The 23,077-nt window shown below is 69.2% G+C and carries 26 protein-coding genes; 17 read left to right on the top strand and 9 right to left on the bottom strand.

The window, feature by feature from the left end:
* Positions 1-55: 55 nt before the first annotated feature.
* The 3 genes from ACOTKD_RS02390 to ACOTKD_RS02380 all read right to left on the bottom strand — a co-directional run bounded on the left by ACOTKD_RS02390 (position 56) and on the right by ACOTKD_RS02380 (position 1,897).
* Positions 56-532 (bottom strand): DUF3592 domain-containing protein, encoded by a 477-nt coding sequence (locus ACOTKD_RS02390; protein WP_424887129.1) that lies wholly within the window; start codon positions 530-532, stop codon positions 56-58.
* Positions 533-749: 217 nt separating this feature from the next.
* On the bottom strand, positions 750-1,316 hold the full coding sequence (locus tag ACOTKD_RS02385) for a TetR/AcrR family transcriptional regulator (RefSeq protein ID WP_424887128.1): 567 nt from the start codon (positions 1,314-1,316) through the stop codon (positions 750-752).
* Positions 1,317-1,354: 38 nt separating this feature from the next.
* Positions 1,355-1,897, bottom strand: a complete 543-nt coding sequence (locus tag ACOTKD_RS02380) for a cupin domain-containing protein (protein WP_424887127.1) — start codon at positions 1,895-1,897, stop codon at positions 1,355-1,357.
* A 330-nt stretch (positions 1,898-2,227) separates the two neighbouring features.
* Here ACOTKD_RS02380 and ACOTKD_RS02375 point away from each other — a divergent pair, with 330 nt between their 5' ends.
* The 6 genes from ACOTKD_RS02375 (at position 2,228) to ACOTKD_RS02350 (ending at position 6,547) form a co-directional block, all read left to right on the top strand.
* Positions 2,228-3,292: an alpha/beta fold hydrolase gene (locus ACOTKD_RS02375; protein ID WP_424887126.1), complete on the top strand. Its 1,065-nt coding sequence runs from the start codon at positions 2,228-2,230 to the stop codon at positions 3,290-3,292.
* 114 nt (positions 3,293-3,406) lie between these two features.
* On the top strand, positions 3,407-3,616 hold the full coding sequence (locus tag ACOTKD_RS02370) for a hypothetical protein (RefSeq protein WP_424887125.1): 210 nt from the start codon (positions 3,407-3,409) through the stop codon (positions 3,614-3,616).
* A 304-nt stretch (positions 3,617-3,920) separates the two neighbouring features.
* Complete coding sequence (locus tag ACOTKD_RS02365; protein ID WP_424887124.1) at positions 3,921-4,481, top strand: CGNR zinc finger domain-containing protein; 561 nt, start codon at positions 3,921-3,923, stop codon at positions 4,479-4,481.
* 88 nt (positions 4,482-4,569) lie between these two features.
* Positions 4,570-4,983, top strand: a complete 414-nt coding sequence (locus tag ACOTKD_RS02360) for a VOC family protein (protein ID WP_424887123.1) — start codon at positions 4,570-4,572, stop codon at positions 4,981-4,983.
* A 35-nt stretch (positions 4,984-5,018) separates the two neighbouring features.
* The gene (locus ACOTKD_RS02355; RefSeq protein ID WP_424887122.1) at positions 5,019-5,876 is read left to right on the top strand and encodes an aminoglycoside phosphotransferase family protein; all 858 of its coding nucleotides are present in this window, start codon (positions 5,019-5,021) and stop codon (positions 5,874-5,876) included.
* 149 nt (positions 5,877-6,025) lie between these two features.
* Positions 6,026-6,547, top strand: a complete 522-nt coding sequence (locus tag ACOTKD_RS02350) for a hypothetical protein (protein ID WP_424887121.1) — start codon at positions 6,026-6,028, stop codon at positions 6,545-6,547.
* Between the two features lie 48 nt (positions 6,548-6,595).
* On the opposite strand, the gene ACOTKD_RS02345 is transcribed toward ACOTKD_RS02350, so the two are convergent.
* Entirely contained in the window at positions 6,596-7,453 is an 858-nt protein-coding gene (locus ACOTKD_RS02345; RefSeq protein ID WP_424887120.1) for an alpha/beta fold hydrolase, read from the bottom strand.
* Between the two features lie 86 nt (positions 7,454-7,539).
* Here ACOTKD_RS02345 and ACOTKD_RS02340 point away from each other — a divergent pair, with 86 nt between their 5' ends.
* Positions 7,540-8,154: a TetR/AcrR family transcriptional regulator gene (locus tag ACOTKD_RS02340; RefSeq protein ID WP_424887119.1), complete on the top strand. Its 615-nt coding sequence runs from the start codon at positions 7,540-7,542 to the stop codon at positions 8,152-8,154.
* Between the two features lie 103 nt (positions 8,155-8,257).
* Positions 8,258-8,731: a nuclear transport factor 2 family protein gene (locus ACOTKD_RS02335; protein ID WP_424887370.1), complete on the top strand. Its 474-nt coding sequence runs from the start codon at positions 8,258-8,260 to the stop codon at positions 8,729-8,731.
* A 119-nt stretch (positions 8,732-8,850) separates the two neighbouring features.
* On the opposite strand, the gene ACOTKD_RS02330 is transcribed toward ACOTKD_RS02335, so the two are convergent.
* Positions 8,851-10,179 (bottom strand): phosphatase PAP2 family protein, encoded by a 1,329-nt coding sequence (locus tag ACOTKD_RS02330; RefSeq protein ID WP_424887369.1) that lies wholly within the window; start codon positions 10,177-10,179, stop codon positions 8,851-8,853.
* Between the two features lie 284 nt (positions 10,180-10,463).
* On the opposite strand from ACOTKD_RS02330, the gene ACOTKD_RS02325 reads away from it, so the two are divergent.
* The gene (locus ACOTKD_RS02325; RefSeq protein ID WP_424887118.1) at positions 10,464-11,348 is read left to right on the top strand and encodes a DUF2268 domain-containing protein; all 885 of its coding nucleotides are present in this window, start codon (positions 10,464-10,466) and stop codon (positions 11,346-11,348) included.
* Positions 11,349-11,533: 185 nt separating this feature from the next.
* Here ACOTKD_RS02325 and ACOTKD_RS02320 read toward each other — a convergent pair whose 3' ends face one another.
* On the bottom strand, positions 11,534-11,881 hold the full coding sequence (locus ACOTKD_RS02320; protein ID WP_424887117.1) for a VOC family protein: 348 nt from the start codon (positions 11,879-11,881) through the stop codon (positions 11,534-11,536).
* Positions 11,882-12,184: 303 nt separating this feature from the next.
* Between ACOTKD_RS02320 and ACOTKD_RS02315 the strand changes: the two genes are divergently transcribed.
* The 4 genes from ACOTKD_RS02315 (at position 12,185) to ACOTKD_RS02300 (ending at position 16,971) form a co-directional block, all read left to right on the top strand.
* The gene (locus ACOTKD_RS02315) at positions 12,185-13,147 is read left to right on the top strand and encodes a quinone oxidoreductase family protein (RefSeq protein ID WP_424887116.1); all 963 of its coding nucleotides are present in this window, start codon (positions 12,185-12,187) and stop codon (positions 13,145-13,147) included.
* 74 nt (positions 13,148-13,221) lie between these two features.
* Positions 13,222-13,842, top strand: a complete 621-nt coding sequence (locus ACOTKD_RS02310) for a TetR/AcrR family transcriptional regulator (protein WP_424887115.1) — start codon at positions 13,222-13,224, stop codon at positions 13,840-13,842.
* A 266-nt stretch (positions 13,843-14,108) separates the two neighbouring features.
* A complete protein-coding gene (gene abc-f, locus ACOTKD_RS02305) occupies positions 14,109-15,743 on the top strand; it encodes a ribosomal protection-like ABC-F family protein (RefSeq protein WP_424887114.1) in 1,635 nt (544 codons plus the stop codon).
* Positions 15,744-16,185: 442 nt separating this feature from the next.
* A complete protein-coding gene (locus ACOTKD_RS02300; protein ID WP_424887368.1) occupies positions 16,186-16,971 on the top strand; it encodes a serine hydrolase domain-containing protein in 786 nt (261 codons plus the stop codon).
* Here ACOTKD_RS02300 and ACOTKD_RS02295 read toward each other — a convergent pair.
* The gene (locus tag ACOTKD_RS02295; protein WP_424887113.1) at positions 16,941-18,383 is read right to left on the bottom strand and encodes an aldehyde dehydrogenase; all 1,443 of its coding nucleotides are present in this window, start codon (positions 18,381-18,383) and stop codon (positions 16,941-16,943) included. The genes ACOTKD_RS02300 and ACOTKD_RS02295 overlap by 31 nt on opposite strands.
* A 174-nt stretch (positions 18,384-18,557) precedes the next feature.
* Between ACOTKD_RS02295 and ACOTKD_RS02290 the strand changes: the two genes are divergently transcribed.
* Positions 18,558-19,079 (top strand): TetR/AcrR family transcriptional regulator, encoded by a 522-nt coding sequence (locus tag ACOTKD_RS02290; RefSeq protein ID WP_424887112.1) that lies wholly within the window; start codon positions 18,558-18,560, stop codon positions 19,077-19,079.
* 189 nt (positions 19,080-19,268) lie between these two features.
* Here ACOTKD_RS02290 and ACOTKD_RS02285 read toward each other — a convergent pair whose 3' ends face one another.
* A complete protein-coding gene (locus ACOTKD_RS02285; RefSeq protein WP_424887111.1) occupies positions 19,269-19,778 on the bottom strand; it encodes a GNAT family N-acetyltransferase in 510 nt (169 codons plus the stop codon).
* A gap of 507 nt (positions 19,779-20,285) precedes the next feature.
* Between ACOTKD_RS02285 and ACOTKD_RS02280 the strand changes: the two genes are divergently transcribed.
* From ACOTKD_RS02280 to ACOTKD_RS02270, 3 genes are all read left to right on the top strand, one after another.
* Positions 20,286-21,143, top strand: coding sequence for a leishmanolysin-related zinc metalloendopeptidase (locus ACOTKD_RS02280; protein WP_424887110.1), 858 nt, complete (start codon positions 20,286-20,288; stop codon positions 21,141-21,143).
* A 12-nt stretch (positions 21,144-21,155) separates the two neighbouring features.
* Positions 21,156-21,515, top strand: a complete 360-nt coding sequence (locus tag ACOTKD_RS02275; RefSeq protein WP_424887109.1) for a hypothetical protein — start codon at positions 21,156-21,158, stop codon at positions 21,513-21,515.
* Positions 21,516-21,680: 165 nt separating this feature from the next.
* Positions 21,681-22,004 carry a DUF6191 domain-containing protein gene (locus tag ACOTKD_RS02270; RefSeq protein WP_424887107.1) on the top strand — a complete coding sequence of 108 codons (324 nt, stop codon included), beginning with the start codon at positions 21,681-21,683 and terminating at the stop codon, positions 22,002-22,004.
* A 5-nt stretch (positions 22,005-22,009) separates the two neighbouring features.
* Here the strand turns inward: ACOTKD_RS02270 and ACOTKD_RS02265 are convergent, their stop codons facing one another.
* On the bottom strand, positions 22,010-23,047 hold the full coding sequence (locus ACOTKD_RS02265) for a hypothetical protein (RefSeq protein ID WP_424887106.1): 1,038 nt from the start codon (positions 23,045-23,047) through the stop codon (positions 22,010-22,012).
* Positions 23,048-23,077 lie beyond the last annotated feature (30 nt).

Raw genomic sequence — 23,077 nt, 5'->3', positions numbered from 1 at the left:
GCGGGGGGCGGCCCAGAGTTCGATCCAGCAGGCGCCGAACAGTGGTGACATGCCTCTAGGGGCGCCGGCGGGACACCAGCGCGATGACCGTGCCGATTCCCATGAACAACAGCCCGATCCCACCGAAGATCAGCGGCATGAGCCACAGCGAGAGGAACCCCTTGATCCGCGCATCCTCAGGGGAACCCGGGCGGTAGAGCACCTCTACCTTCTCACCCACCGCGTACGACGGCGGATTGGATCCCGCGGAGTCCCGGAACTTCCTCGGCGTGCCGTCCGCCGATGTGAACTCGACCACCGGGTACGCCGCAGGCGTGTCGTCGCCCCGTGCCTTACGAGTTCCGCCGCCGTGGTCCCCTTGCCAATCCAGGGCCACCACCGTTCCCGGGGCCCGCTCCGCATCTGTCAGGAAGGAAACGGACACCCCGGCAAAGATCAGCCCGGTGACGAGGGAAAGCGACCCGATGGTGATCATCCCGAACGTGAGCCACCGGAGGGCACCCCGCCCACGCACCTGAAACTGGACCTGCACTCTGTGTCTCCCTCACTCCGGACAAGCGGGAGTGACGTTATCCCAGGCACATCGGTTGCCATGCTCCTGCCCAGTACGTTCCGGCGTCGGGCCACCGCGGGCTACTTCTGACCCCATGGGCGGCGGCCCGGCGGCCCGGCAGCCCGCCGGTCGGCGGCAGGACAGGCCGCCGCTCAGCGCCGGCTGACGCGCGGTCGAGCGACGCGCGGGGTTCCCGTCAGGACGTCAGAAGGTTCTCCGCGGCCTCGCGCAGTGCCGCCCTGACGGCGCGGGGGGCGTCGAGAGAGCCGCCCACCATGGCTCCGTCCCGGAGGATGACCAGGGTCCGGGCCACGCGCCCCGGATCGGGGTGCCCCGCGTCGCGGACCACGGTGCGCAGCACGCCGTGGAACCAGCGGCGGTGCTCGGCAATGCGTACGCGTACCGGATGCGCCGGGTCGGGGTACTCCGCGGCGGCGTTGAGGAAGCCGCAGCCGCGGAACCCCGGCCGGCAGAGGCTGTCGCCGATCATGTCCATGATGGCGAGCAGGGCGTCACGGCCCCGGTGAGCGGCGAGAATGGCCGCCACGGCGTCCTCCACCGCCGCTCCGCGGGCCTCCAGGTAGGCGAGGACGAGCCCGTCCTTGCTGGAGAAGTGACGGTAGAAGGTCGCCCTGGTGACCCCCGCCTCCGTGACCAGCTGCTCCACGCCCACGGCCTGGATGCCCTTTGTGTAGAACAGGCGCCCCGCAGTGTCCAGCAGGCGTTCTCTGGGGTGGACTCTCTCGCCGGCTCCCGTGGTCATGGGCACAGCGTAGGGAAGGGGAGGCAGGCCCCGCGCGGTCAGGGGCGGGACTTGCCGGGCTCGTGCCCGTACGTGGTGACCAGAGGCTTGGTCTCGTCGACGACGTAGGTGGACAGCATCATCGTGGTCACCGTACCGACGTTGCGGGCGTTGTGGATGGCGCCGGAGGGGATGAAGAAGGGGTCGCCGGTACGCAGCCGCAGGACGTTGCCGTCGTCGAACACCATCAGCACGTCGCCGCGGACGATGTACCCGACCTCCACCCCGGGGTGGCTGTGACGGCCGGACTCCTTGCTTCTGGGGATCTCCACCAGGGTCTGGACGGTTTCCCAGCCCTTGGCGGGGGAGGGGTGACGCTGGAGGACGGTCCGGGTGACTCCGGAGGTCGGGTCCGTGGGGTCCGCGGCTCCCATGGGGTGGGGGTGGTTGTCCGCGGGACAGTGGTGGTGAGGGTCCTGGGCCCCGCGGCCGGTGGCCGTTGTGGCCGTGGCTGCGGTCGCGGTCGTCGGGGCGAGGGCCGTCATGCCGAGGGCGCCGGCGGCTGCGCCTCCGTTACGGATCAGGGTGCGTCGGTCGATCATCATCGGGCTCCGTTCCGGGAGTCTTCGAGCCTTCCAAGGAAGAACGATCGTTCTTTCTGCTGTCCGTAGAGTGCCGTCCTGCCGCGGAGGAGCGCAAGAGGGAGGAGCGTTGTTTCCGGACAGTCTCTTCCGGTGAAACCTCCCTGGCATGCGAGAACTTGACGCTCATCACCTGTTTGACCGGTGACGCATGCTGTGCCACAGTCGTCGGGCACCCCACGGCGGTCGCCGGCCGCTGTGGGCGTGAGATCTCCTGCGAGACGCACAGAGGCGCACAGAGCCGTACAGCGGTCGCAGGTCCGGCACTTCGAGACGCACGGAGGGCTTCACATGATCAACAGGCGTACGTTCGGCAAGGCTCTCGGTCTGGGCGCCGGTGGCGCGGTCGCCACGACACTGGCGGGGCCGTCAGGACCGGCGCATGCCTCGGCCGTGACGGGGCGGCAGGCCGGTACGGTCGCCGCGCCACCGGCCGGCCCCCGAGGGCGCACCGTGTTTCCCCCGCTCAAGAAGGTCAGAGCGGGTCTGCTGGAGATCGGCTATGCCGAGGTGGGCCCGGCCCACGGGGCGCCGGTCATCTGCCTGCACGGATGGCCGTACGACATCCACAGCTATGCCGATGTCGCGCCGCTGCTGGCGGCGGAGGGATACCGGGTGATCGTTCCCTACCTGCGCGGCCACGGCACGACGCGCTTCGCCTCGCCCCGGACCTTCAGGAACGGGCAGCAGTCGGCCCTCGCCCTCGACATCATCGCCCTGATGGACGCACTGGGGCTGGAGAAGGCGGTGCTCGCCGGATTCGACTGGGGAGCGCGGAGCGCCGACATCATCGCGGCGCTGTGGCCCGAGCGCTGCAAGGCCCTGGTGTCAGTGGGCGGTTACCTCGTCGTCAACCTTGAGATGAACCTCCAGCCGCTGGCACCGGCGACCGAGCACGCCTGGTGGTACCAGTACTACTTCTCCACGGAGCGGGGCCGGATCGCCATGGAGGACAAGGACAAGCGGCACGACCTGACGCGGCTGGTCTGGGACACCGTGTCTCCGGCATGGAACTTCGACGACGCCACCTTCGAGCGCACGGCCGCCGCCTTCGAGAACCCCGACTACGCCGCCATCGTGATCCACAACTACCGCTGGCGGCTGAGCCTCGCCGAGGGCGAACGGCGCTACGACCCGTACGAGAAGCGGCTCGCCGCCCGGCCGGTCATCACCGTACCGACGGTGACGCTCGACGCCGAGCGCGACCCGTTCACGGTACCGGGCGACGGGACCGCGTACCGCGACAGATTTACGGGCCCGTACGACCACCGCACCCTGAAGGGCATCGGCCACAACCTGCCGCAGGAGGCCCCCGAGGCCTTCGCCCAGGCTGTCATCGACGCTGATCACTTCTGATCAATCAACTGAAGAAGCATCAAACCCACTGTGACGGCCTGTTGATGGGGATCGTCCGGCGCGGCGGGAGGGCCGAGCTGCGCGCAGTGGTGCCGAGGCAGCGGGAGGCTGACGATGGAAGACCGCAACACGCAGGACAAGAAGACGCAGGACAACGGCGCGGCGATGCGCCGGGCCCGGTTCGGCGCTCTGCCCGAGCGGATCGCCTACGAGGACATGGTCGAGACGAAGCCGGCCTCGCCGAGGGACCCGGCACGAGACGCCTACGACCCCGAAGGGGCGACGAACCGCCTCTCCTGCCTGGCATGGGACCTGGCGCTCTGACACGCGCGCCCTCCTTCGCCGGGCGGGCCGCGGGCCGCGGACTTCGATGTGCCGGCGGACGAGCGGCTGCCGGCCACCGGTGGCAATGGGGCGGGGAGTCCGGGGGCGGGGAGTCCGCGCTGGGCACAGTCCCGGCGCGATCGTCCTGGCCGCCCGCGACCGCTGGCTGCGGCGGCACCGACAGGGCCGCGAGATCCGGCCGAACACCGCGGAAGGAGGGTCGCGCCGCAACGGCCGAGGGAGGGGCTCGCTGCAGCGGCCGACGATCCTTGCGAGCGCCATAGTCACCCGTCAAGATGGTGACGTGAACACAGATCATGCCTTTGTGTGCGGCAATCCGGCCCTGGACTTCGCGGCCACGCTCCGGGCACGCCGCACGGTGCGATTCGAGATGTTCGCGACGCCGGGCCGCCTGGACGCGTGGTACGTGGAGTCCGGCATCGTCGACTCCGTCTCGCCCGCCCGGCAGGCCGACGTGGCGCGGGCGACGACCGTACGGGAGGCCGTCTACCAGCTGATCACGGCCCGGCGCCTCGGCGCGGACTTCGACGACGAAGCGCTGGCCGTGGTCAACGAAGCGGCCCGCAGGGCTCCTGCGGCACCGCAGCTGACCCACGCCGGCCGCTGGACGGCGGCGACGCAGCGAGAAGCGCTGTCCACCGTCGCCCGTCACGCGGTGGAACTGCTGAGCGGCCCGGACGTGCCCCTGTTCAAGGAGTGCGGCAACCCCGAGTGCACCCGGGTCTACATCGACCGCTCGCGCGGCAGCCGGCGCCAGTGGTGCGGCATGGAGTCCTGCGGCAACAAGATCAAGGCCGCCGCGTACCGCGCCCGGAGGAGGACCGCCGTCCCCTCCGCGGGATGACTCCGCGGGGCCGGTCACATCCCTCGCTCGTGAACCGGCAGTACCCGGCCGGTGATCGATCCCGGCCCGTATACCTACACTGACGGGCATGGCATGCCGTATCAGTGAGCTGGTCATCGACTGCGCCGACCCCGACGGGCTCGCCGCATTCTGGAGCAAGGTCCTCGGCTACGTCGAACTCGAACGGGAGGACGACGGAAGCATCGCGATCGGGCCGGCCGACGCCGGTTTCGGTGGTCCACAGCCCACCCTCGTCCTCAGCCCCAGCAGCGCCCCGCGGACGGGGAAGCTCCGCCTGCACATCGACGTCAACGCCACCGACCGCGACCAGGACGCCGAGCTGGAGCGGCTGCTCGCTCTCGGCGCCAGGCCCGTCGACGTCGGTCAGACGGGCGCCGAGAGCTGGCACGTCCTGGCCGACCCGGAAGGCAACGAATTCTGCCTCCTGCACACCCGGCTCCAGCCCCTCTGCGGGGATCCTGCGAGGGATCCCCGCACCTGACGAGCTCCCTCACCTCGCCTCCGTCGGCCGATGCGGTGGCACGGATCCGGCACCTGCGCCCCGGCTTCGTTCCCGCGGAACTGATGCACGCCAGCGGCAAGAGCATCCTGATCGCCGGAACCTGTGCCGCCGAGCCGGCGGTTGCGAAAGTCCTCACCAGCCGGGAGGCGTTCTGGCGGGAGAAGTTCGCCCGCGAAGTCGCCGCGTACCTGGCCTTCGCCCACAGTGCCCCGCCCGTGCGCGTACCGCGACTGATCGCCGCCGACGCCGAGCAAGGAGTGCTGCTGCTGGAGCGCCTGCCCGGGCAGCGCCTCAGCCCGGACCGCTATCCGCCCCTTCCGCTCGCCGGCCAGGACGTGACCCCGGCCGTCGACGCCCTGGGTGCCCTCGCGCAGTGGACCCCCGCACCGGGAGCATTCGCCCAGGGCTGGAACTACGAGCACCGGCTGGACCGCTACCTCGGCTACGGCCTGATCCAGGAGTCCGACCACCATGCCCTGACCCACCTGCTGCAGGAAGCCGGATCCGCCCGCTGCTTCGCCCACGGCGATCCGCTGCCCGGCAACATCCTCCTCGACCACCGCCGCGTCGGGCTCCTGGACTGGGAGTTCGCCGGCTACTACCTCCGCCACCTGGACTGGGCCCTCCTCTGGGTCCTCCTCCACGCCACGCCCGCGGCCCGGACGCTGATCGAGGAACGCGTCGCAGCCGGCGGCCCCGCCCACCAGGCCGCGTTCAGCGTCAACCGGGCCATGCTCCTCACCCGCGAGCTGCGCAGCCACCAGGAACTCCCCGCCGCACCCTGGCAGCAGGCCCGCCTCGCCGCCCTCACGCGGGACTGGGACGCATTGCGCGCCGACTGGCGCCTCGATCCGTCTGCCCGGACGCCGTGACGCACGAACGCACATCGTCGTCAATGCCACCGACCGCTGGTGCAGCCCGTACGGCTACCCGCCCGCGACCGGACGAGCCCGAAGCACGGGTGACCGTGGTGGGCGGAACGGGCAGCCACAGCGCCCGGGTGGCGTGGCGCGGTGAGGGGATGCGCGAAGCCGCCCTGCTCGTCTCCGGTCACGACCTCGTCCGGCCGGAGGCGGCCGCCCGCCTGTCCCCGGTGCGCTGGGCGAGGCTGACGGACGGCTCCCCCCTCGATGGCTGCCAGGCCATGGGTTTCCCCCGCGCCCAGCACGAGCGGACGCGCGGCGTGGACACCGAGCACATCGAGTGCGCGCTGCGCCCCGGGTCGGGCCTCGTCCGCAACCGGTACGTCCTGGACGTCAAGGACGTCTCGCCGGAGCCCGCGAGCGGTACTTCGCCGCGTACGCCGCAGCCGATGCGCAGCGGCTGGAGCGGCGGGCCGGACCGGAGGCGCAAGCGGAGGAAGCCCGCGCGCTCACAAGCCGCGGCCCACCGTGCGGACACGTGCCACTTCTCGTCGTCGCCGCGAGAGCGGGCAGAGGCGTACAGCGCACTCGTGCGCGACTTCGCCGACGGCACGATCGACATCGCCGCATACGCCGCCCACCGGCGACGGCTGAACTCCACCGGTGGTGACACCGGGTAGAAGCGATGGCGACACCAAGGGGGTGGAAGACCGGCCGCCGTTCCTGTGTCAGCCCGTGTGCCGGACCGGCTCCGCTCCGGTCTGCGTCAGGAAGTCGGCCAGGACCGCCGCGAGTTGTTCGGGCTGGTCCTCGGGGACGAGAGTGGACGAGTCGGCGATCTCGATCAGCCGGCCCTTCGGGTACAGCTGCGCCAGCCGGGGGCCGTGCTCACGCGGCATCAGCGGGTCTTCGGCGGCCCAGACGACCAGGACAGGGCGGTCGAAGCCGCGCAGTTCCTCGCTCCAGGCGAGCAAGGTCTTACGGTCGGGCGCCGAGGTGGCGAACTTGGCGAAGTCCCGGCGAACGGCCTTGCTCCGGTTCGCGGGAGCGAACCAGCTCTCCATGATCTCGTCCGGGATGCCGCGAAGACTCATCCCGCCGTATCCACGGCGGGCGGCCCGGACGGAGGGGATGCGCTTCAGCCGGGTCAGGAGCCGGACTCCGCCGGGAACCCCGCACACGGCAGCCAGGGCCTTGGCCGGTCCCGGGGGAAAGTTGTCGAACGCCTCGCAGGCCACCAGTACCAGCCGCGCGACCCTGCGACCCTGCTTCTCCAGGACCAGGAACTGGCCACCGCCCCAGTCGTTGAGGACGAGGGTCACGTCGTCCAGGCCCAGGCGTTCGATGAACTCGCCCAGCAGCCGCGCAACACCCCGATGAGAGAGATCGGCGCCCGGGGCCATCGGCCGGCGGTGACCACCCATCGGCAGCGTGGGCAGGATGCAGCGATACCCGTCCAGCAGGGGCACCACCTTGCGCCACTGCCTCCCGTCCATCGGCACACCGTGGCCGAACACCAGCACGGGCCCTTCTCCGCCGGTGTCCTGATAGTCGATCGGTCCGTACGACAGCTCGATTTCCGGCATCGCACCCCCTTGATAGATCGTTCTACTAGAATGTAGTGGAGCTGAGTGGGCGCGCCAAGACCCCGGTGCGGAGGGAGCGAGGGGCGATGGGGAACGGGCAGGAACAGGGCCGGCCGGACACCCGGACCAGAATCCAGGACGCAGCGACGACGCTCTTCCGCCGCAACGGCTACTCGGGCACCGGCCTGAAGCGGATCGCGGCGGAAGCGGACGCACCCTTCGGGTCCATCTACCACTTCTTCCCCGGCGGAAAGCAGCAACTGACCGAGGAGACGATCCGCACCGCCGGAGCCGCGTACGGCCGCATGGTGCTCGCACTGCTGGACACCGTTGCGGACCCGGTCGAGTCCCTCGCGCACGCCTTCGAGGTGGCCGCCGACGACCTCGAGGCGACCGGGTATGCCGACGCCTGCCCGATCGCAACGGTGGCCTTGGAAGTCGCCGGCACCAACGAAACCCTCCGCGTCGCCACCGCGGACGTCTTCACCGCGTGGGTCGGCGCCGGTGAACAGTGGTTCGCCCGCTGGGTCCCCGACCCCGGCACGGCGCGGTCGCTCGCCCACTCGCTGATCATGATCCTGGAGGGGGCGTTCATGCTCTCCCGGGCCACCCGCGACCGCGAGCCGCTGCGAGCGGCCGGTCAATCGATGGCCGCACTGCTGCGCTCAGCCATCGAACAGGCCGGGCGGCCGTCCCCGTGACTGCCGAATGCCGAATGCCGACTGCCGCGGAGGGCGGGCGCGGGAGCAGAGCGCCGAAGATGTCCCGTCTCATCTGGAGGAGGCCATGTCCACCATGTTCACCATGTCCACATCCGCCCGCACGCTCGCCGATCCGACGTCGAGCCACCGGGCTGTCGAGAACTTGATCGCACGGTACGCCGAGCTCGTGGACGACGGCGATTTCGCAGGACTCGGCGACCTGCTCGCCGACGCCACCTTCATAGGCGGTGGCGAACCGGTGAGCGGGCGCGAGGCGATCGAGAAGATGTTCCGCGACACTTTGATCGTCTACGGTGACGGCACGCCGCGAACCCAGCACGTCACGACCAATGTCGCCATCGAGGTGGACGAACAGGAGCGCGTGGCGGTTGCGCGTTCGTACGTCACCGTGTTGCAGGCGCTGCCCGACCTGCCGCTGCAGCCCATCGCCGGCGGCCGGTACCGTGACCGCTTCGAGCGTCGCGATGGGCGGTGGCGCTTCGTGGAGCGACGGGTCCGCATCAACCTCGTCGGCGACGTGAGCCGCCATCTGCGCCAGGCTGCCGCACAGCGGTAGCCCTCTCCCGGGACGGGCCCGTCTCGGCTCCCCCGGGGCCCCGGTATGCGGCGGTCGGGCGCACCGACAGCACACCGGGGCAAGGATTTCGCAGGACGTCGGGCCGGTTCACAGCTGATTCACACCGGTTCGGGTTGCGGTTCCGGTTGCCGCGCCGGTGCGGTCTTCGAGGCCTGCTCGTCCCACAGCTTGGTGGTCCGTACGTAGCCGTAGATCACGGAGGCCATCGCCAGAATGAGAAGTGGCCCGAACAGCCACGGATGCCCGGCCATCTTCATCGGCAGATAGCGATAGGACACCAGGAGCGCAGCGAAGACCACTGCGCCGTACGTGACCAGCAGGGGTCCCGACCGGTCCCAGCCGCGGTCGAGCGAGCGCAGGGCTGCTTCGATCGTGAGGGAGAACACCACACCGGCAACGAGGTCCACGCCGTAGTGGTAGCCGAATCCCAGCGTTGCGCTGAGCGTGGCAACCAGCCAGAACGTACCCGCGGATCGCAGGAACCGTGACCCCTTGCGGGAGTGGATGAAGATTGCGGTAGCCCACGCCGTGTGCAGGCTCGGCATGCAGTTGCGCGGGGTGAGGTCGTCGTACAGCACCGGATGAGGGGGACTGATCGGCGGCGGCGTGTGCGGCCACAGATCGGCCACTGCCCATTGCACGCCGCCGGTGCCCGAGGCGCCCGGGCCGAACGCGAAGACCGGTCCGACCACCGGGAAGATCATGTAGAAGGCCGGCCCGAGGAGGCCGATCACCAGGAAGGTGCGCACCAGGTGGTGGCTCGGGAAGCGGCGCTCGGCCGCCACGTTGCGCAGCTGGTACAGCGCGACGACGACCGCGGCGACCGCGAGCTGGGCGTAGACCACGTCGAGGATGTGGTCGCCGATCGGGGCGGTGGCCTTGACGATCCGGCCCACCAGCCATGACGGGTTGCCCAGCGCGTGATCGGCGGTGGCCACGTACTGGTCGAGCACCATCGGGCGTGTCTTCGACGTGATGAGCAGCCAGGTGTCGCCGATCTTGCGGCCGGTCACCAGCAGCAGGCCCAGCCCGACGCCCTTCAGCAGCAGGACGCGTTCCTGGCCGGTGCGGCGCGTGACGGCGATGACCGCGTAGCCCAGCATCACCCACAACGCGCCGTTGCCGAAGAAATGGCCCTCGGGCACCCTGACGCCGAGCGCCCACCGCACCAGTACGAAGACGACGTCGATGCCGATTGCGACACCGGCCGCAGTGAACCGCTGCCGCCAGGTGAGCACCACCATCATCAACGCAAGGCCGCCGTACAGCGGCCCTGGTTTGGGGGCGAACACCACCTCTCGCACCTGGGTGGTCATCGGCCCCGGCACACCGGCGTAGCGCCGCGCGACGATCTCCAGCGCGATGAGGAGCCCGAGGGCCACCACACCCGCGGTGGTCCACAGGATCGCCCGTGGTTGACGCAACATGGCGAACTTGTTTCTGCAGCTTATTCGCGAAAACACCCGTCATACTATAGGCATCATTGTTTGTTCGATTTGTTGAGCTTCAGGTGGAATATCACCCCTTCGTGCCGGATGGTGCGGTTTTCTGACGAAGGGCGGGATGCGGGGGCGCTCATTGAGGCTCCGATCGTGTCATCGGGTAGTGCGGATGGTCCCGAAAGTCGAACGAAATCTCGAAGAGGCGTTCGATGGATTGTGAGGTGCGTGGCTTGCCCCTCCCGTAACGTGAGGCCCTACGGTCCCAGGTCATGAAGATCATTGTTCATGACACGGCCTCCTCCATGCTCGATCTCCTGCAGCGCCCGCTGGAGGAGCGGCCCGACGCCCTGCGGGACATGCTCAGCCCTCTGCACAACGTGATGTCCACGGTGGGCGTGGACGTGGTCCGGATGCACCGGATGGGCAGCGGCTTCCGGACCGACCGTGAGGACCCGCGCTACCTGACGGCCCTGCGCCGGATGCGCGATGCGGGGGTGTGGGAACGGACCGAGGACTGCCTCGCCGCGGCATGGGAGCGGCTGAGCGGCGCGGTGCCCGGAGCCAAGAGCGCCGAGACCGTGCACGTCGTCCTGGTGCTCGGCGACCCCGACGACGACCTGCTGACGGTCCGCAACGCCGGCTACCTCGGCATGGGCGGTATCCCCGGGGCGATCCAGCTGACGATGTGGCCCACCGAGACCAGCCTGGCGAAGATCGGCTACGTCGCCGCGCACGAGCTCCACCACAACGTGCGCTACGCCAACGTGGCCTGGAACCCGATGACGGTCACGGTCGGCGAGCAGGTCGTGGCCGAGGGGCTGGCCGAGGCGTTCGTCCGGGAACTGGCGGGCGAGCCGGCCATGGGCCCTTGGACGACGGCGCTGTCCGGCCCGGAGCTGGACGACGTCTGCGAGAAGGTCGCGGCCGGGATCGATGTGGCCGGGATGCAAAACCTGCCCGCCTACGTGTACGGCGACGCCACCGCAGAGCACATGGGGCACCAGCCCGTCGGACTGCCCGACTTCGCCGGATACGCGGCCGGCCTCCGGATCGTGGACGCCCACCTGGCAGCCTCCGGCCTGACCGCCGCCCAGAGCACGGCGCTGCCCGCACGCGACATACTCGCGAACGCAGGTGTGCCGAGCAGCGCATGACTCATACCGCTCTTCGCTGTCACCCACAGCCGGAACGTCCGACCGCAGGCCGGCGCCGGAAGAGACACCGGGCCGTGGCCACGAGACACGACGGGCTCGCCGTCCGCCACGAAGCCACCGTCCTCGTCACAGCCATCAACGAATGGCTGCGACCAGCGCTCTCGCCAGGGGTGCGAGAGAGGCCGTCAGCGGTGACCCAGCACGTTGACCACCCGTCCGCCGGGGTCGCGGACGAAGAACCGCCGCACACCCCACTCCTCGTCCTGCAACGGGTGAATGATCTCCGCACCGCTCTCCCTCATGATCGCGTAAGCCGCATCCACGTCGTCCACCTCGACACTCATGTCAGGGGCGACAGGCGCGGTCTTGTCGCTGGTCATGACACTGATCTGCGCTGCCGGGCTGGACGGGGAGGCGAGGGTCATGATCCAGCCGTGGTTCATGACCTCCTCGAAGCCCAGCAGGCCGTAGAACTCGCGGTTCTCCTGCGCGGCCTCCGACTGGATGTTCGGTACGACACGGCGAACGGCCATCGACGACTCCAAGTGAGAGCAAACCTGTCTTTATGTCTCCCCAGGAGTACTACGACACATCCGCCATCGCACGCACTTTCGCAACGCGCCCCAGAAGCACCCTCAGAGCCCGACACCGCCGCCACATCTTCAGGGCGAGGCCGTCGTCCTGAGAAGAGCGGAACGGTGGTCAGCGCGCCCCGCCCGCCCGCCTTCTGGACTTGTAGGTCCAAACCTCGCTTCCTACCGTGCTCCTCGTACCCCTTCACCGGGCTCACAAGGCCACTCCGACAACACGCTTGTCCGCACAGAGAGGTGCTGCCCATGCATGCCGTCCAGATCAAGGAACACGGCGGTCCCGAGGTCATGCGGTGGACCGAGCTCCCGGACCCGGTCGCCGGCCCCGGCGAGGCGCTGATCCGCCTCGGCGTCGCGGGAGTGAACTACATGGACACCGGCGCCCGCGCGCAGGGCGGCCCGGGCTGGGCCGCCCCCGCGGTCCTGGGCGCCGAGGGGATGGGATACGTCACCGCCCTCGGCGAAGGCGTCGACGACCTGGCCGTCGGTGACCGCGTGGCATGGTTCTACCACCCCGGCAGCTATGCCGAGTTGCTCGCCGTCCCGGCCGGCTCGCTGGTCAAGGTGCCCCACGGCATCACGGACGAGACCGCGGCCGCCGTGATGCTCCAGGGAATCACCGCCGGCCACCTCAGCACCGAGACCTACCCGATCGAGCCGGGGGACACGGCCGTGGTGCACGCGGCTGCCGGCGGGGTGGGCCTGCTGCTCACCCAGATGGTCAAGGCTCGTGGCGGCAAGGTGATCGGCCTGGTCTCCCGCGAGGAGAAGGCCGCCGTCGCCGAGGAAGCCGGCGCCGACCACGTACTGGTCTGGTCCGGCGGCGGTTTCGAGGACCGGATCAGGGAACTGACCGGCGGCAGGGGAGCGGATGTCGTCTACGACGGCGGGGGCACCGATACGTTCCGCTCCTCGCAGCTCGCTCTGCGCCCGCACGGCGTGCACGCGTACTACGGCCCCTTCATGGGCGTACCGACATTCCGGCCCACCGACCTGCCCAACAGCATCCTGCTGACGTACCCGGTGATGCACCATCACGTACCCGACCACGAGTCCCTGGTCCGCCGCACCGGAGAGATCTTCGACCTGATCCTCGGCGGCCGGCTCACCCCGCGCATCGGAGGCCGCTACGCCCTGGCGGACGCTGCCCGGGCCCACACCGACATCGAGTCGCGCAGGACCACCGGGAAGCTGCTGCTCCTGCCCTGACCAGTCATGGCGTATCCCGCCCCGAGCCGTTTCAATGGGCGGGGATCTCACACTGGGAGGAACCGGGAGGGCATGTGCGACTGACCCGCAAGGGCGCCGCGACCAAGCAGCGCATCATCGAGGGCGCTGCCGAAGAGATCCGGCAGCAGGGGGTGTTCTCCCTGCGGCTGGAGGACGTCATGGGACGTACGGCGACCAGCAAGAGCCAGCTGTTCCACTACTTCCCCAACGGGAAGGACGAACTGCTGCTGGCCGTGGCCCGGCACGAGGCGGCCCGGGTGATCGACGACCAGCAGCCGGAGCTGGGCTCTCTGACCCACTGGAACGCCTGGTGGCAGTGGCGTGACAAGGTCGTCGCCCGCTACCGCGCACAGGGCAGCGACTGCCCGCTGCACGCCGCCGTGTCACAACTGGGAACGGCCACGGCCGCCGCGCAAGCCGTGGCCCGCGAACTGCTGCAGCACTGGCAGGCCCAACTTGCCGCAGGCATCCGCCATATGCAGGACACCGGCGAAATCAGCCGTGAACTGGAAGCCGACCGAGAGGCAGCGGCCCTCCTGGCCGGAGTCCAGGGCGGGGTGATGATCCTCATGGCAACGGGCAGCCTGGAGCACCTGGAAGCAGCCCTGGACCAGGGGATCGCCCATCTGCGCGGAGCCCGGGCCGCCGTAGCCCCGTCGGCTGCCCCGGCCTGACCACACTCCAGCACCATCCCTTTCCCTAGGACCGACGGCCCGTCACCTCTGTTGCTACACTGTCACGTAACTGATCATGAGTTGAGGAGACCGGACATGGTGGTGGACGACGACATCTCCGGGTGATACCCGGACCCGACAGGCCACCGGCCGGTGCGCGGAAGCGCCGCCGCAGTGGCTTCGTTGTCGTCCCCTCTTTCCCCTTGTCTGCTGCCGAGGCAGAGGTGTCATCCCTGCCTCGGCCCCTTCCTCACGAGGTCACCTCCATGTCCGACGCTTCCGTCGTCTGCTCGAACCTGTCCTTCGCCTGGCCCGACGACACCCCCGTCTTCCAGGACCTGTCCTTCACCCTCGGCTCCGGCCGCACCGGCCTCGTGGCGCCCAACGGCACCGGAAAGAGCACCCTGCTCAAGCTCATCGCCGGTGACCTGCGCCCCCGCGCCGGGTCCGTCTCCGTCGCCGGCACCCTCGGCTACCTCCCGCAGAGCCTCCCCCTGACCGGTGATCTCACCGTCGCCGAAGTGCTGGGCGTCGCCGCGATCATCCGGGCCATCGACGCCGTCGAGTCGGGAGACGTCGACGAGAAGCACTTCACCACCATCGGCGACGACTGGGACATCGAAGAGCGCACCCGTGCCCAGCTGGACCGCCTGGGACTGGCGAGCCTCACCCTGGAGCGCACGCTGAGCACCCTCAGCGGCGGCCAGGTCATCACCCTCGGCCTCGCCGCCCAGCTGCTGAAGCAGCCCGACGTGCTCCTGCTCGACGAGCCCACCAACAACCTCGACCTCGCCGCCCGGCACAAGCTCTACGACGCGCTGACCGACTTCAACGGCTGCCTGCTCCTGGTCAGCCACGACCGCGCCCTTCTCGACCGCATGGAACGCATCGCCGAACTCGACCGCGGTGAACTCCGCTTCCACGGCGGCAACTTCACCGCGTACGAGGAAGCCGTCCGCGCCGAGCAGGAGGCCGCCGAGAAGAACGTCCGCAACGCGGAACAGGAGTTGAAGCGGGAGAAGCGCGAGATGCAACAGGCCCGCGAACGCGCCGAACGCCGCCAGAGCAACGCCGCCCGCAACCTGAAGAACGCCGGCCTGCCCCGCATCTTCGCGGGCAACATGAAGCGCGGCGCGCAGGAGTCCGCCGGACGGGCCGGCCAGATGCACGCGGGCCGGGTCAACGAGGCGAAGGCCAGGCTGGACGAGGCCGGGCGCGCACTGCGCGAGGAACAGCGCATCACCGTGGACCTGCCCGCCACCAACGTGCCCGCCGGACGGAACCTGTTCCTCGGCGAACAGCTCCGCGTCCGGCTCGGCGACACGGACGTCTTCGCCGGAGACGGCGCCGACCTGACGATCCGGGGCCCGGAACGCATCGCACTGACCGGCCCCAACGGCGCAGGGAAAAGCACCCTGCTGCGCCTGCTCAACGGCGACCTGACCCCGGAGAGCGGCGCAATCAAGCGGGCCGACGGACGCATCGCCTATCTCTCACAGCGTCTCGACCTGCTGGACCTGAACCGTACGGTGGCCGAGAACTTCGCCCAGTACGCCCCGAAGCGACCGGAGGCCGAGCGGATGAACCTGCTCGCCCGCTTCCTCTTCCGGGGTGCCCGCGCCCACCTGCCCGTCGGCGTCCTCTCCGGCGGTGAGCGGCTGCGCGCCACCCTGGCCTGCGTCCTGTGCGCGGAACCCGCCCCGCACCTGCTCCTCCTGGACGAGCCGACGAACAACCTCGACCTGGTCAGCACGGGCCAGCTGGAAAGTGCCCTGAACTCCTACCAGGGGGCCTTCGTCGTGGTCAGCCACGACGAGCGGTTCCTCCACAACATCGGCGTGAACCGGTGGCTGCGGCTGACCGGCGGCACGCTGAAGGAGACGGCAGCCCCCGAGATGTGAGCTGACGCGCCGCCCCGGCCCGCGTCCGGGCATCCGCCCTCGCGGCCCGGACACCGATCACAGGGGACGGCCCCCGAGCCCAAGCCGGGCTCGGGGGTGGCCAAAGGGCGTCCGCGCCCGGGGTTGCGGCCCCGAGAACCTCGGCTCCGCGCCGTGATGCGGCCGTCAGGGCTTCGTTCATCTGCAGGGCTGCAGGGCTGCAGGGCTGCAGGGCTGCAAGGTGGGACTGTAGCCAGCCCTCATCGTTGATGACATAGCGTTCGCGGCGCACGCCGGGAGTCGTTTTCCGCCCGAGCGTTCCCTGCTCTTGAGCAAGGTGACGGCGTGCGAGATCGACGCAGAGATCGGCCGGCGTCTGGGGCGGACCGAGCCCACCGGGCGCTGACCTGGTCCAGCGGCTTCTCCGAAGCACGCTCGGGACGATGCGGTCACCGTCCGGGACCTGCTGACCTTTACGTTCGGGCTCGGTCTGGATCTGTCGATGACGGGCTCCCCGATCAGGAAGGCGATCTTCGAGCAGGGCATCTTCGGCCGGGGCACGGAGCCGCTGCCCGAGCAGGGCGAGTGGATGCGCCGCCTCGGCACGCCGCCGCTGGTGCAGCAGCCCGGAGGGCAGTGGCAGTACCACCTCAGCCACGACGTGCTGGGGGTGCTCGTCGCGAGGGTCCCGGGTCAGCCGTGCGAGACGTTTCTGCGCGAACGCATCCTCGAACCGCTGGGGACGAAGGACACCGGCTTCCACGTGTCCGCGGGCAAGGTCATCCGGTTGCCGCCCAGCTATGTCCCGTATGGGACGAGGCGGTGGGCGGACAGCACAGCAAGCCTTCGGCGTCGACGACTACAACGCCTGCTTCCGGATGCTGCTGACCACGGGACACACGGCATCGAACGGATCCTGTCCCGGCCTGCGGTCGAGCTGATGACCACCAACCGTCTCACACCCGGGCAACCGGCCGTCCGGGAGGCTCTTGCCCGCAACAACGTTCATGTGTCATTCAGCCAAGGGCAGCACGGTGGCTGGGGCTTCGGGATGGCAGTGCGCGGAACCGGCACCCCGACCTACGCCGACCCGGACCATCAGCTCACCGGCATCCTGCTCACCCAAGTCGGGATGCCCCACCGATTCGGCGTGGCTTATCCACGACTTCGAGGTTTGGTCCGTACCGCGCCGCGCCGCGCCGCCGGCATGAGGGCGCGTCACATGGTGACAGTCTTGTACTCGATGTAGGTGTTCAGCCCGGCGAAGCCGTACTCGCGCCCGACGCCGCTGGCCTTGTAGCCGCCGAACGGGCCGTCGAAGCCGACAGGTGTGCCGTTGACCGTGACGGTGCCGGTCCGCATGCGGCGGGCGATCTCAAGGGCGTGTCCCTCGTCCGTGCTCCATACGCCGCCGGACAGGCCGTACTCGGAGTCGTTGGCGATGCGTACGGCGTCGTCCTCGTCCTCGTAGGCGATGACGGCCAGCACCGGGCCGAAGATCTCTTCCTGGGCGATCCGCATCGAGTTGTCGACGTCGGCGAAGACGGTCGGGGTGACGTAGTAGCCCTTCTCCAGGCCGGCCGGCGCTTCGGGGCCTCCGGTGACCAGGCGCGCGCCTTCCTTGACGCCGGTCTCGATGTAGTCGCGCACCCGCTGCTGCTGGTCACGGCGGATCATCGGGCCGATGAACGTGTCCGGGTCCCGCGGGTCGCCGACCTTCAGCGACTCGACGACTTCCTTGACGGCGGTGACGACCTCCTCGTAGCGGCTGCGCGGCGCGAGGATGCGGGTGTGCGCGATGCACGCCTCACCGTTGTTGAGCAGGGAGGAGAACTTCAGGCCCGCCTTGAACTTCTCCAGGTCCGCGTCGGGCAGGAAGACGGCGGCGGACTTGCCGCCGAGCTCCAGGCTGACCCGCTTGAGCTGCTCGCCCGCGATCGAGGCGATCCGGCGCCCGGCGCGGGTCGAGCCGGTGAACGCGATCTTGTCGACGTCGCGGTGGGAGATCAGGTGCTCGCTGGTCTCGCGGTCGGCCGGCAGCACGCTGATCGTGCCCTTGGGCAGCCCGCAGTCGGCCAGCAAGCCGGCCAGCAGGTTCATGCTCAGCGAGTTCTCCGGCGAGACCTTCAGGATGACCGTGTTGCCGGCCAGCAGCGCCGGAATGATCTTCGCCATGGAGGCGGAGAACGGCGAGTTCCATGGGATGACGGCGGCGACGACGCCGATGGCTTCCCGGCGGACGATGCTGCGGACGGTGGCCGCGGGGTCGGTGGGCGTCAGGGTCTCCTCCCATGCCAGTTCCTCGGCCGCCTTCAGGTAGGCGTTGGCCTGACGGGACAGCCCCGGCTGCCCGGCGCGGGTGAACCAGCCGGCGGAGCCGTTCTCCGCGCTGATCACGGCTGCGATCTCCTCGGCCCGGGCCTCCCGCAGGGCGTTGAGCCGGCGCAGCACCGCGATCCGCTCGGCCGGCGGGGTGTTCGGCCAGGTGCCCTCGTCGAAGGCGGCGCGGGCGATGGCCACCGCGCGGTCCACGTCGGCCGGCTGGGCCTGGGCGGCGCGGCCGACGACCGACTCGTCGTGCGGGGACAGGATGTCGAGCAGTTCCGGGCTGCTCGGCTCCGTCCAGGCGCCGCCGATGAAGAGCTTGTCGTAGGTGATCACGTGTTTTCTCCCAAGTCTGTAGCCGAGAGCTTCCGTAACTCCGTAACTGTCACATCACTGTAGCGCTTGCGGGAGCAGTAGTCACAGGGACGTGTCGATAGATGAGATGTTTCGCTCAAGCCTGGCTATCCTGGGGGCGTGAGAGCCGACGCAGCACGCAACTTGGAAGCAGTCATGACGACCGGTGCACGCCTGCTCGCCGCCGATCCGGCTGTGAGCATCAGCGCCATCGCGGCGGAGGCCGGCGTGGACCGGCGTACCGTCTACCGGAACTTCGCCTCACGCGAGGAGTTGCTGGCGGCCATCTACGAGGCGCGCTTGACGGCCATCGAGCGGGCCACCGAGGACGCCCGGCTGCGCGAGGCCCCCGTCGCCGTCGCCCTGCACCGCTATGTCGAGGGCATCATCGGCGTCAACCGCACATGGCCGGTCGACTTGAGCCGCATGCTGGCCGACGAGCCGGTCCGCAAGCGACGCGAGCACTCGGTCCGCGAGCTCACCGACTTCCTGCGCCGCGCCGCGGACGAGGGCCTGCTCCGCTCCGGGCTGCCGGAGGAGTGGGTGAGCGCGCTCCTGCCGCAACTCATGAACATCGCCTCGCGCCAGCTGACCGGCCTCAGCCCCGCGCAGGCCGCCGACACGGTCGTCGACACCTTCCTGAACGGCCTCGGCGCGGGCACCGCCGGAGCCGCCTAGCGGACCGCCGCACCCCAGGCCCGGCGCGCGGCCGACGGAACCATCCGGGGCACGCCGTTGATTCGCGAGCAGTCACGGACCGCCGTCTCCTGTCCAGGGCCGAGGAGCCTTGCCGCCTCGCCCGAACCAGAACCCAGGCTCAGTAAGCTGCGGCCGACTGAGCTTGACGGGGCATCGAGTCCGTTGGCATCAGTCCAAATCCTTCCGCGGATCCATGGCCCAGTGATTGGTCTTGAGGACGCGCCCTGCGAAGGTCATGTCAACCTCGTGAAGGAACTGGAAGCCGACGGAACGGCAGATGGCGTTTGAGGCTGCGTTGCTCGTTGCCGGGAAGGCGTTCACGAGTCCCCAGCGGTCTTGATCCCGGGCCTGTTCCAGGAGTGCGCGGACGGCCCGTTTGCCCAGCCCCTGCCCTTGGAATTCAGGCAGAACCATCCAACCGATCTCGGAGATCGGTTCATCATCGGTCTCGTGGGACCAGATGGTCACTGTCCCCGCCACCATGTGAGGACTGGACACATCGGGAATGATCATCTTGAACCACGCAGAGTCGGCTGCTGCCTTCTGGGCATCCCGCCTGACTTTGTCCGCCATCCCCTCAAAGGGCAAGGGTCCGCCGAGGTCGGCCATCATGTTCGGATCACACCGCATCCGGACATAGGCCTCGACGTCGTCCGGTGAGACGTTGCGCAGCCGCAATGTTCCTCCTCGGTTCCATCGGGATCGCCGCACAGTCGGGCGGCCGACTACCACTGTCTTGGGCTCTGAACCTCGGTTCTGAAGAGCCGCTGAGTGACGCAATCCTCGTCGGCATAACATTGACCATGCAGCAGGGCTTCCAACGACTCCCGAACTGTTGAGCGCGGCCCTCTTCGCGCTGTGCCCTCCCTTGCCTCCCGCGACGCTGCCTTTCGGACAGCCGGCAGGGATCTGTCCGGCCTTGCCCCGCAGCGATCCCCAACTGATGTCCCGCCTCCGGTGCGCGGTGGCGACGGCATCGGCTACGCCGTCCGGCCGTGTACTGCCACCATGAACAGGCGTAGCCTGGAAAATACTGAGGCAGGAAAATTCGGATAAGTCGCGCACATGGCATCAGTGGCGCGTGAGGCGCCGGGGGACCTGTGAACCTGCTGGATACTTTCCTCTTCAACTCCCGTGGTTCTCCGGTGTAGCTGCAGCAACGCATCTCCCGGAGGAGGGAGAGTCATGGTTGAGTACGAGACGCATTATGCGAGGGCCGATGCGGCGCGTGCGCGTGCGCTTGCCGCAACCACATCCCCGTACACGATTCAAGTGCAGTTCCTCGGTGGTCTGAACGAGGCGCAGAAGGCCGCGTTCGCCACCGCGGCGGATCGGTGGGCAAAGGTCATCGTCGGGGACCTCCCGGACGTGAGCGTCGACGGCGAGGTCGTCGACGACCTGCTGATTCTGGCCCAGGGCACGCCGATCGACGGGCCGGGGAACACATTGGGCGAAGCCGGACCGACGGCTCTGAGACCGCCCAACGGCCCCAGCGCCTTCCTGCCCGCGAAGGGAGTGATGTCCTTCGACACGGACGACCTGGACGAGATGCAGGCCAATGGAACACTGGTGGATGTGATCACGCACGAAATGGGGCACGTCTGCGGCATCGGTACCAGGCCGTGGAGGGAGAAGAAGCTGCTCAAGGGCGCCGGCACCGACAACCCCGTCTTCGTCGGCAAGACCGCCCAGCAGGAATACGCCAAGCTGGTGGGCGCGAGCCAGCCCAGGCTCGTACCGGTGGAGAACCAGGGCGAGCCGGGCACCCGTGACGGACACTGGCGCGAGACGGTCTTCGTCAACGAGTTGATGACCGGATTCGTCGCAGGACCGCCCAACCCCCTCAGCCGCCTGACCGTGGCGAGCCTGCAGGACCTGGGCTATGTCGTGGACATGGAGGCCGCCGACCCGTACGAGCTGCCCAACCATCTGGAGCTGGCGGAACGCGGAGAGCTGCGCACCCACACGGCACCCGTCGGCGCCGGCACCGTGCAGCGCAGCATTCCGGTCGTCCTGCCCGAGGACAGCCTGATCGCTGCGTAGGGCCGAAATCTCATGAACGGTGAGCAGGACCGCAGGGCTCCGGGGGCGCATGGGCCACCGGGAAAAGAGGCGCATGCCGTTCGGAGGCCCGACGCCACCGTCCTGGGCGCTGAGTCCGTCGTTCCCCGGGACAACGTCGTACGACCGGCCCCCAACCGGTTCAGCCATGTCCTCACGGAGTGGCAGCCGTACTGGTTCGACCGGACCGAGCGGGCCCTGGAGCCCGACGGGATGCTGCCCGCCGGGACACGCGTGGTCGTCCTCCGTGAGGAGGGCGGCCACTGCCGTGTGGTGACCGGAACGGGGCTCTACATCACTGTCGGCCGGGCAGGGCTGCGGAAACTGCCCGACGACGTGGCCCACGAGCCTTAGGAGGCCGGCACCCCGGGGGCGAGCTGGGCGACCACCGCCCCACCGGCGGCGTTCGGGTTGACGCAGAGGTCGTTCTTGGTGGCCCGGAGGGCCGGCCAAGGCGCAGGCGCGGCCCAATGAGCGGCAGGTGGGAACTGTTGTGCAAGCCCGGGGCGTTGGCAGGTCATGGTGATGATGGCGGGCCTACTGTTCATGACGGTGCTGGTGATCGTGCCCTTCATGTTCGCCTCGGTCCGGTACGTGGTCCTGAGATCGGGGCATCCGTCTTGGCTGTGCCGCCGGCTGGCCGCGCGCTCGCCGAACAGCGGTGTCGGCCTGGGAGCCACGGTCACCGAGGAGCTGCACGCGTTCATGAATGCCAACAAGCACGTACAGATCGAACAGCGGCAGGAGGAACTGGTGCTGAGGGATGACGTGCACGGTGGCGCGCCGCCGCGTATGGGCATCGACCTGAAAGCGGGGACGGCCGTGATTCGGCGACGCGGGTAGCTGTGTCACTCGCTCTCGGCCTGCAGGCCCGACCGGGGTGGCCGGACCGGAGACCGGGTTCCCTGGCTGATGTGTGTCATCACGGGGCGCAGCCGTTCCGTGAAGTACTTGCCGATTTTCCTGGGCTTGTCGCTCCCCACGGCGGACCTGTCGAAGGTGGCGAGGTGGGGCTCCCAGCCGTCGGTGAAATAGATCATGCCCCTGAAGTAGAAGCTCCGCTTCGTGTGCGGGTTCGCCGGGCCGGGCAGGTCCGGGAGGATCGGAGGCTGCCAGAAGCCGCCGTACGTGTGCTTGAGTTCGTACAGTGAGCCCTCGGCTTCGGCGATGGTCGAGGCCTTGAAACGCCGGTACTCGGCCGGGTCCGTGATCAGGACGACGAGCCGGGAGGGGTCCCTGCGGCGCAGGACCTCCACGTATTCCCATACCGTGCCGGGGCCGGGCCCGGCGCCGAGGATGATGAGGCGGGCGTTGTCGATCAGCCCTCCGACGGTGTCCTTCCAGTCGTCGAGGGGGAGGTATGTCCTGCGGGCGCCGGATCCGCCGGGCAGCGGCTCACCCGGTCTGCCGACGGCGATCAGCGGGCCGAATCGCCGGAACGTCTTGCTGAGCCTCTCCTCGTACGTGCGGCCCGACCGTGCGATCGCCCGGACAGGATTGACGAACATGTTGTTGTCCTCCGCCGGGGCGATTCCGGAGGACGTCAGGTCCTCCGTGAAAGGGCGCAGGTAGAGGACGTAGGTATCCGGTGCGAGGCCCGATACGGAGGTGATGATGCGCGCCGTGTGCACCCGGGCGCGCCGTCCCACGGCCAGACTGACCGCGAAGGCCACGGCACCTGTGATCATGACGCCGAGATAGACGAGCAGCAGAACGTACGAGGGAGGCCCGTCGTAGCCGGGACCGTTCGTGGCGGCCGACAGCGATTTGATGCGTTGCACACTGCCGAGGACGGCCAGGCTGCCCGCCAGTCGCAAGATCCAGCCCGTGATGCGCAGAACCCAGCCCAGGACTCTTCGCTGCGCCGGGAAAGCGGCTTTCTCCATGCGGCGCACCACCCTTCCCGATATGTCATG

It is taken from the genome of Streptomyces sp. XH2 (assembly GCF_049725035.1).
Classification (GTDB): Bacteria; Actinomycetota; Actinomycetes; order Streptomycetales; family Streptomycetaceae; genus Streptomyces; species Streptomyces roseoverticillatus.
This window is presented reverse-complemented; position numbering and strand designations above follow the sequence as displayed.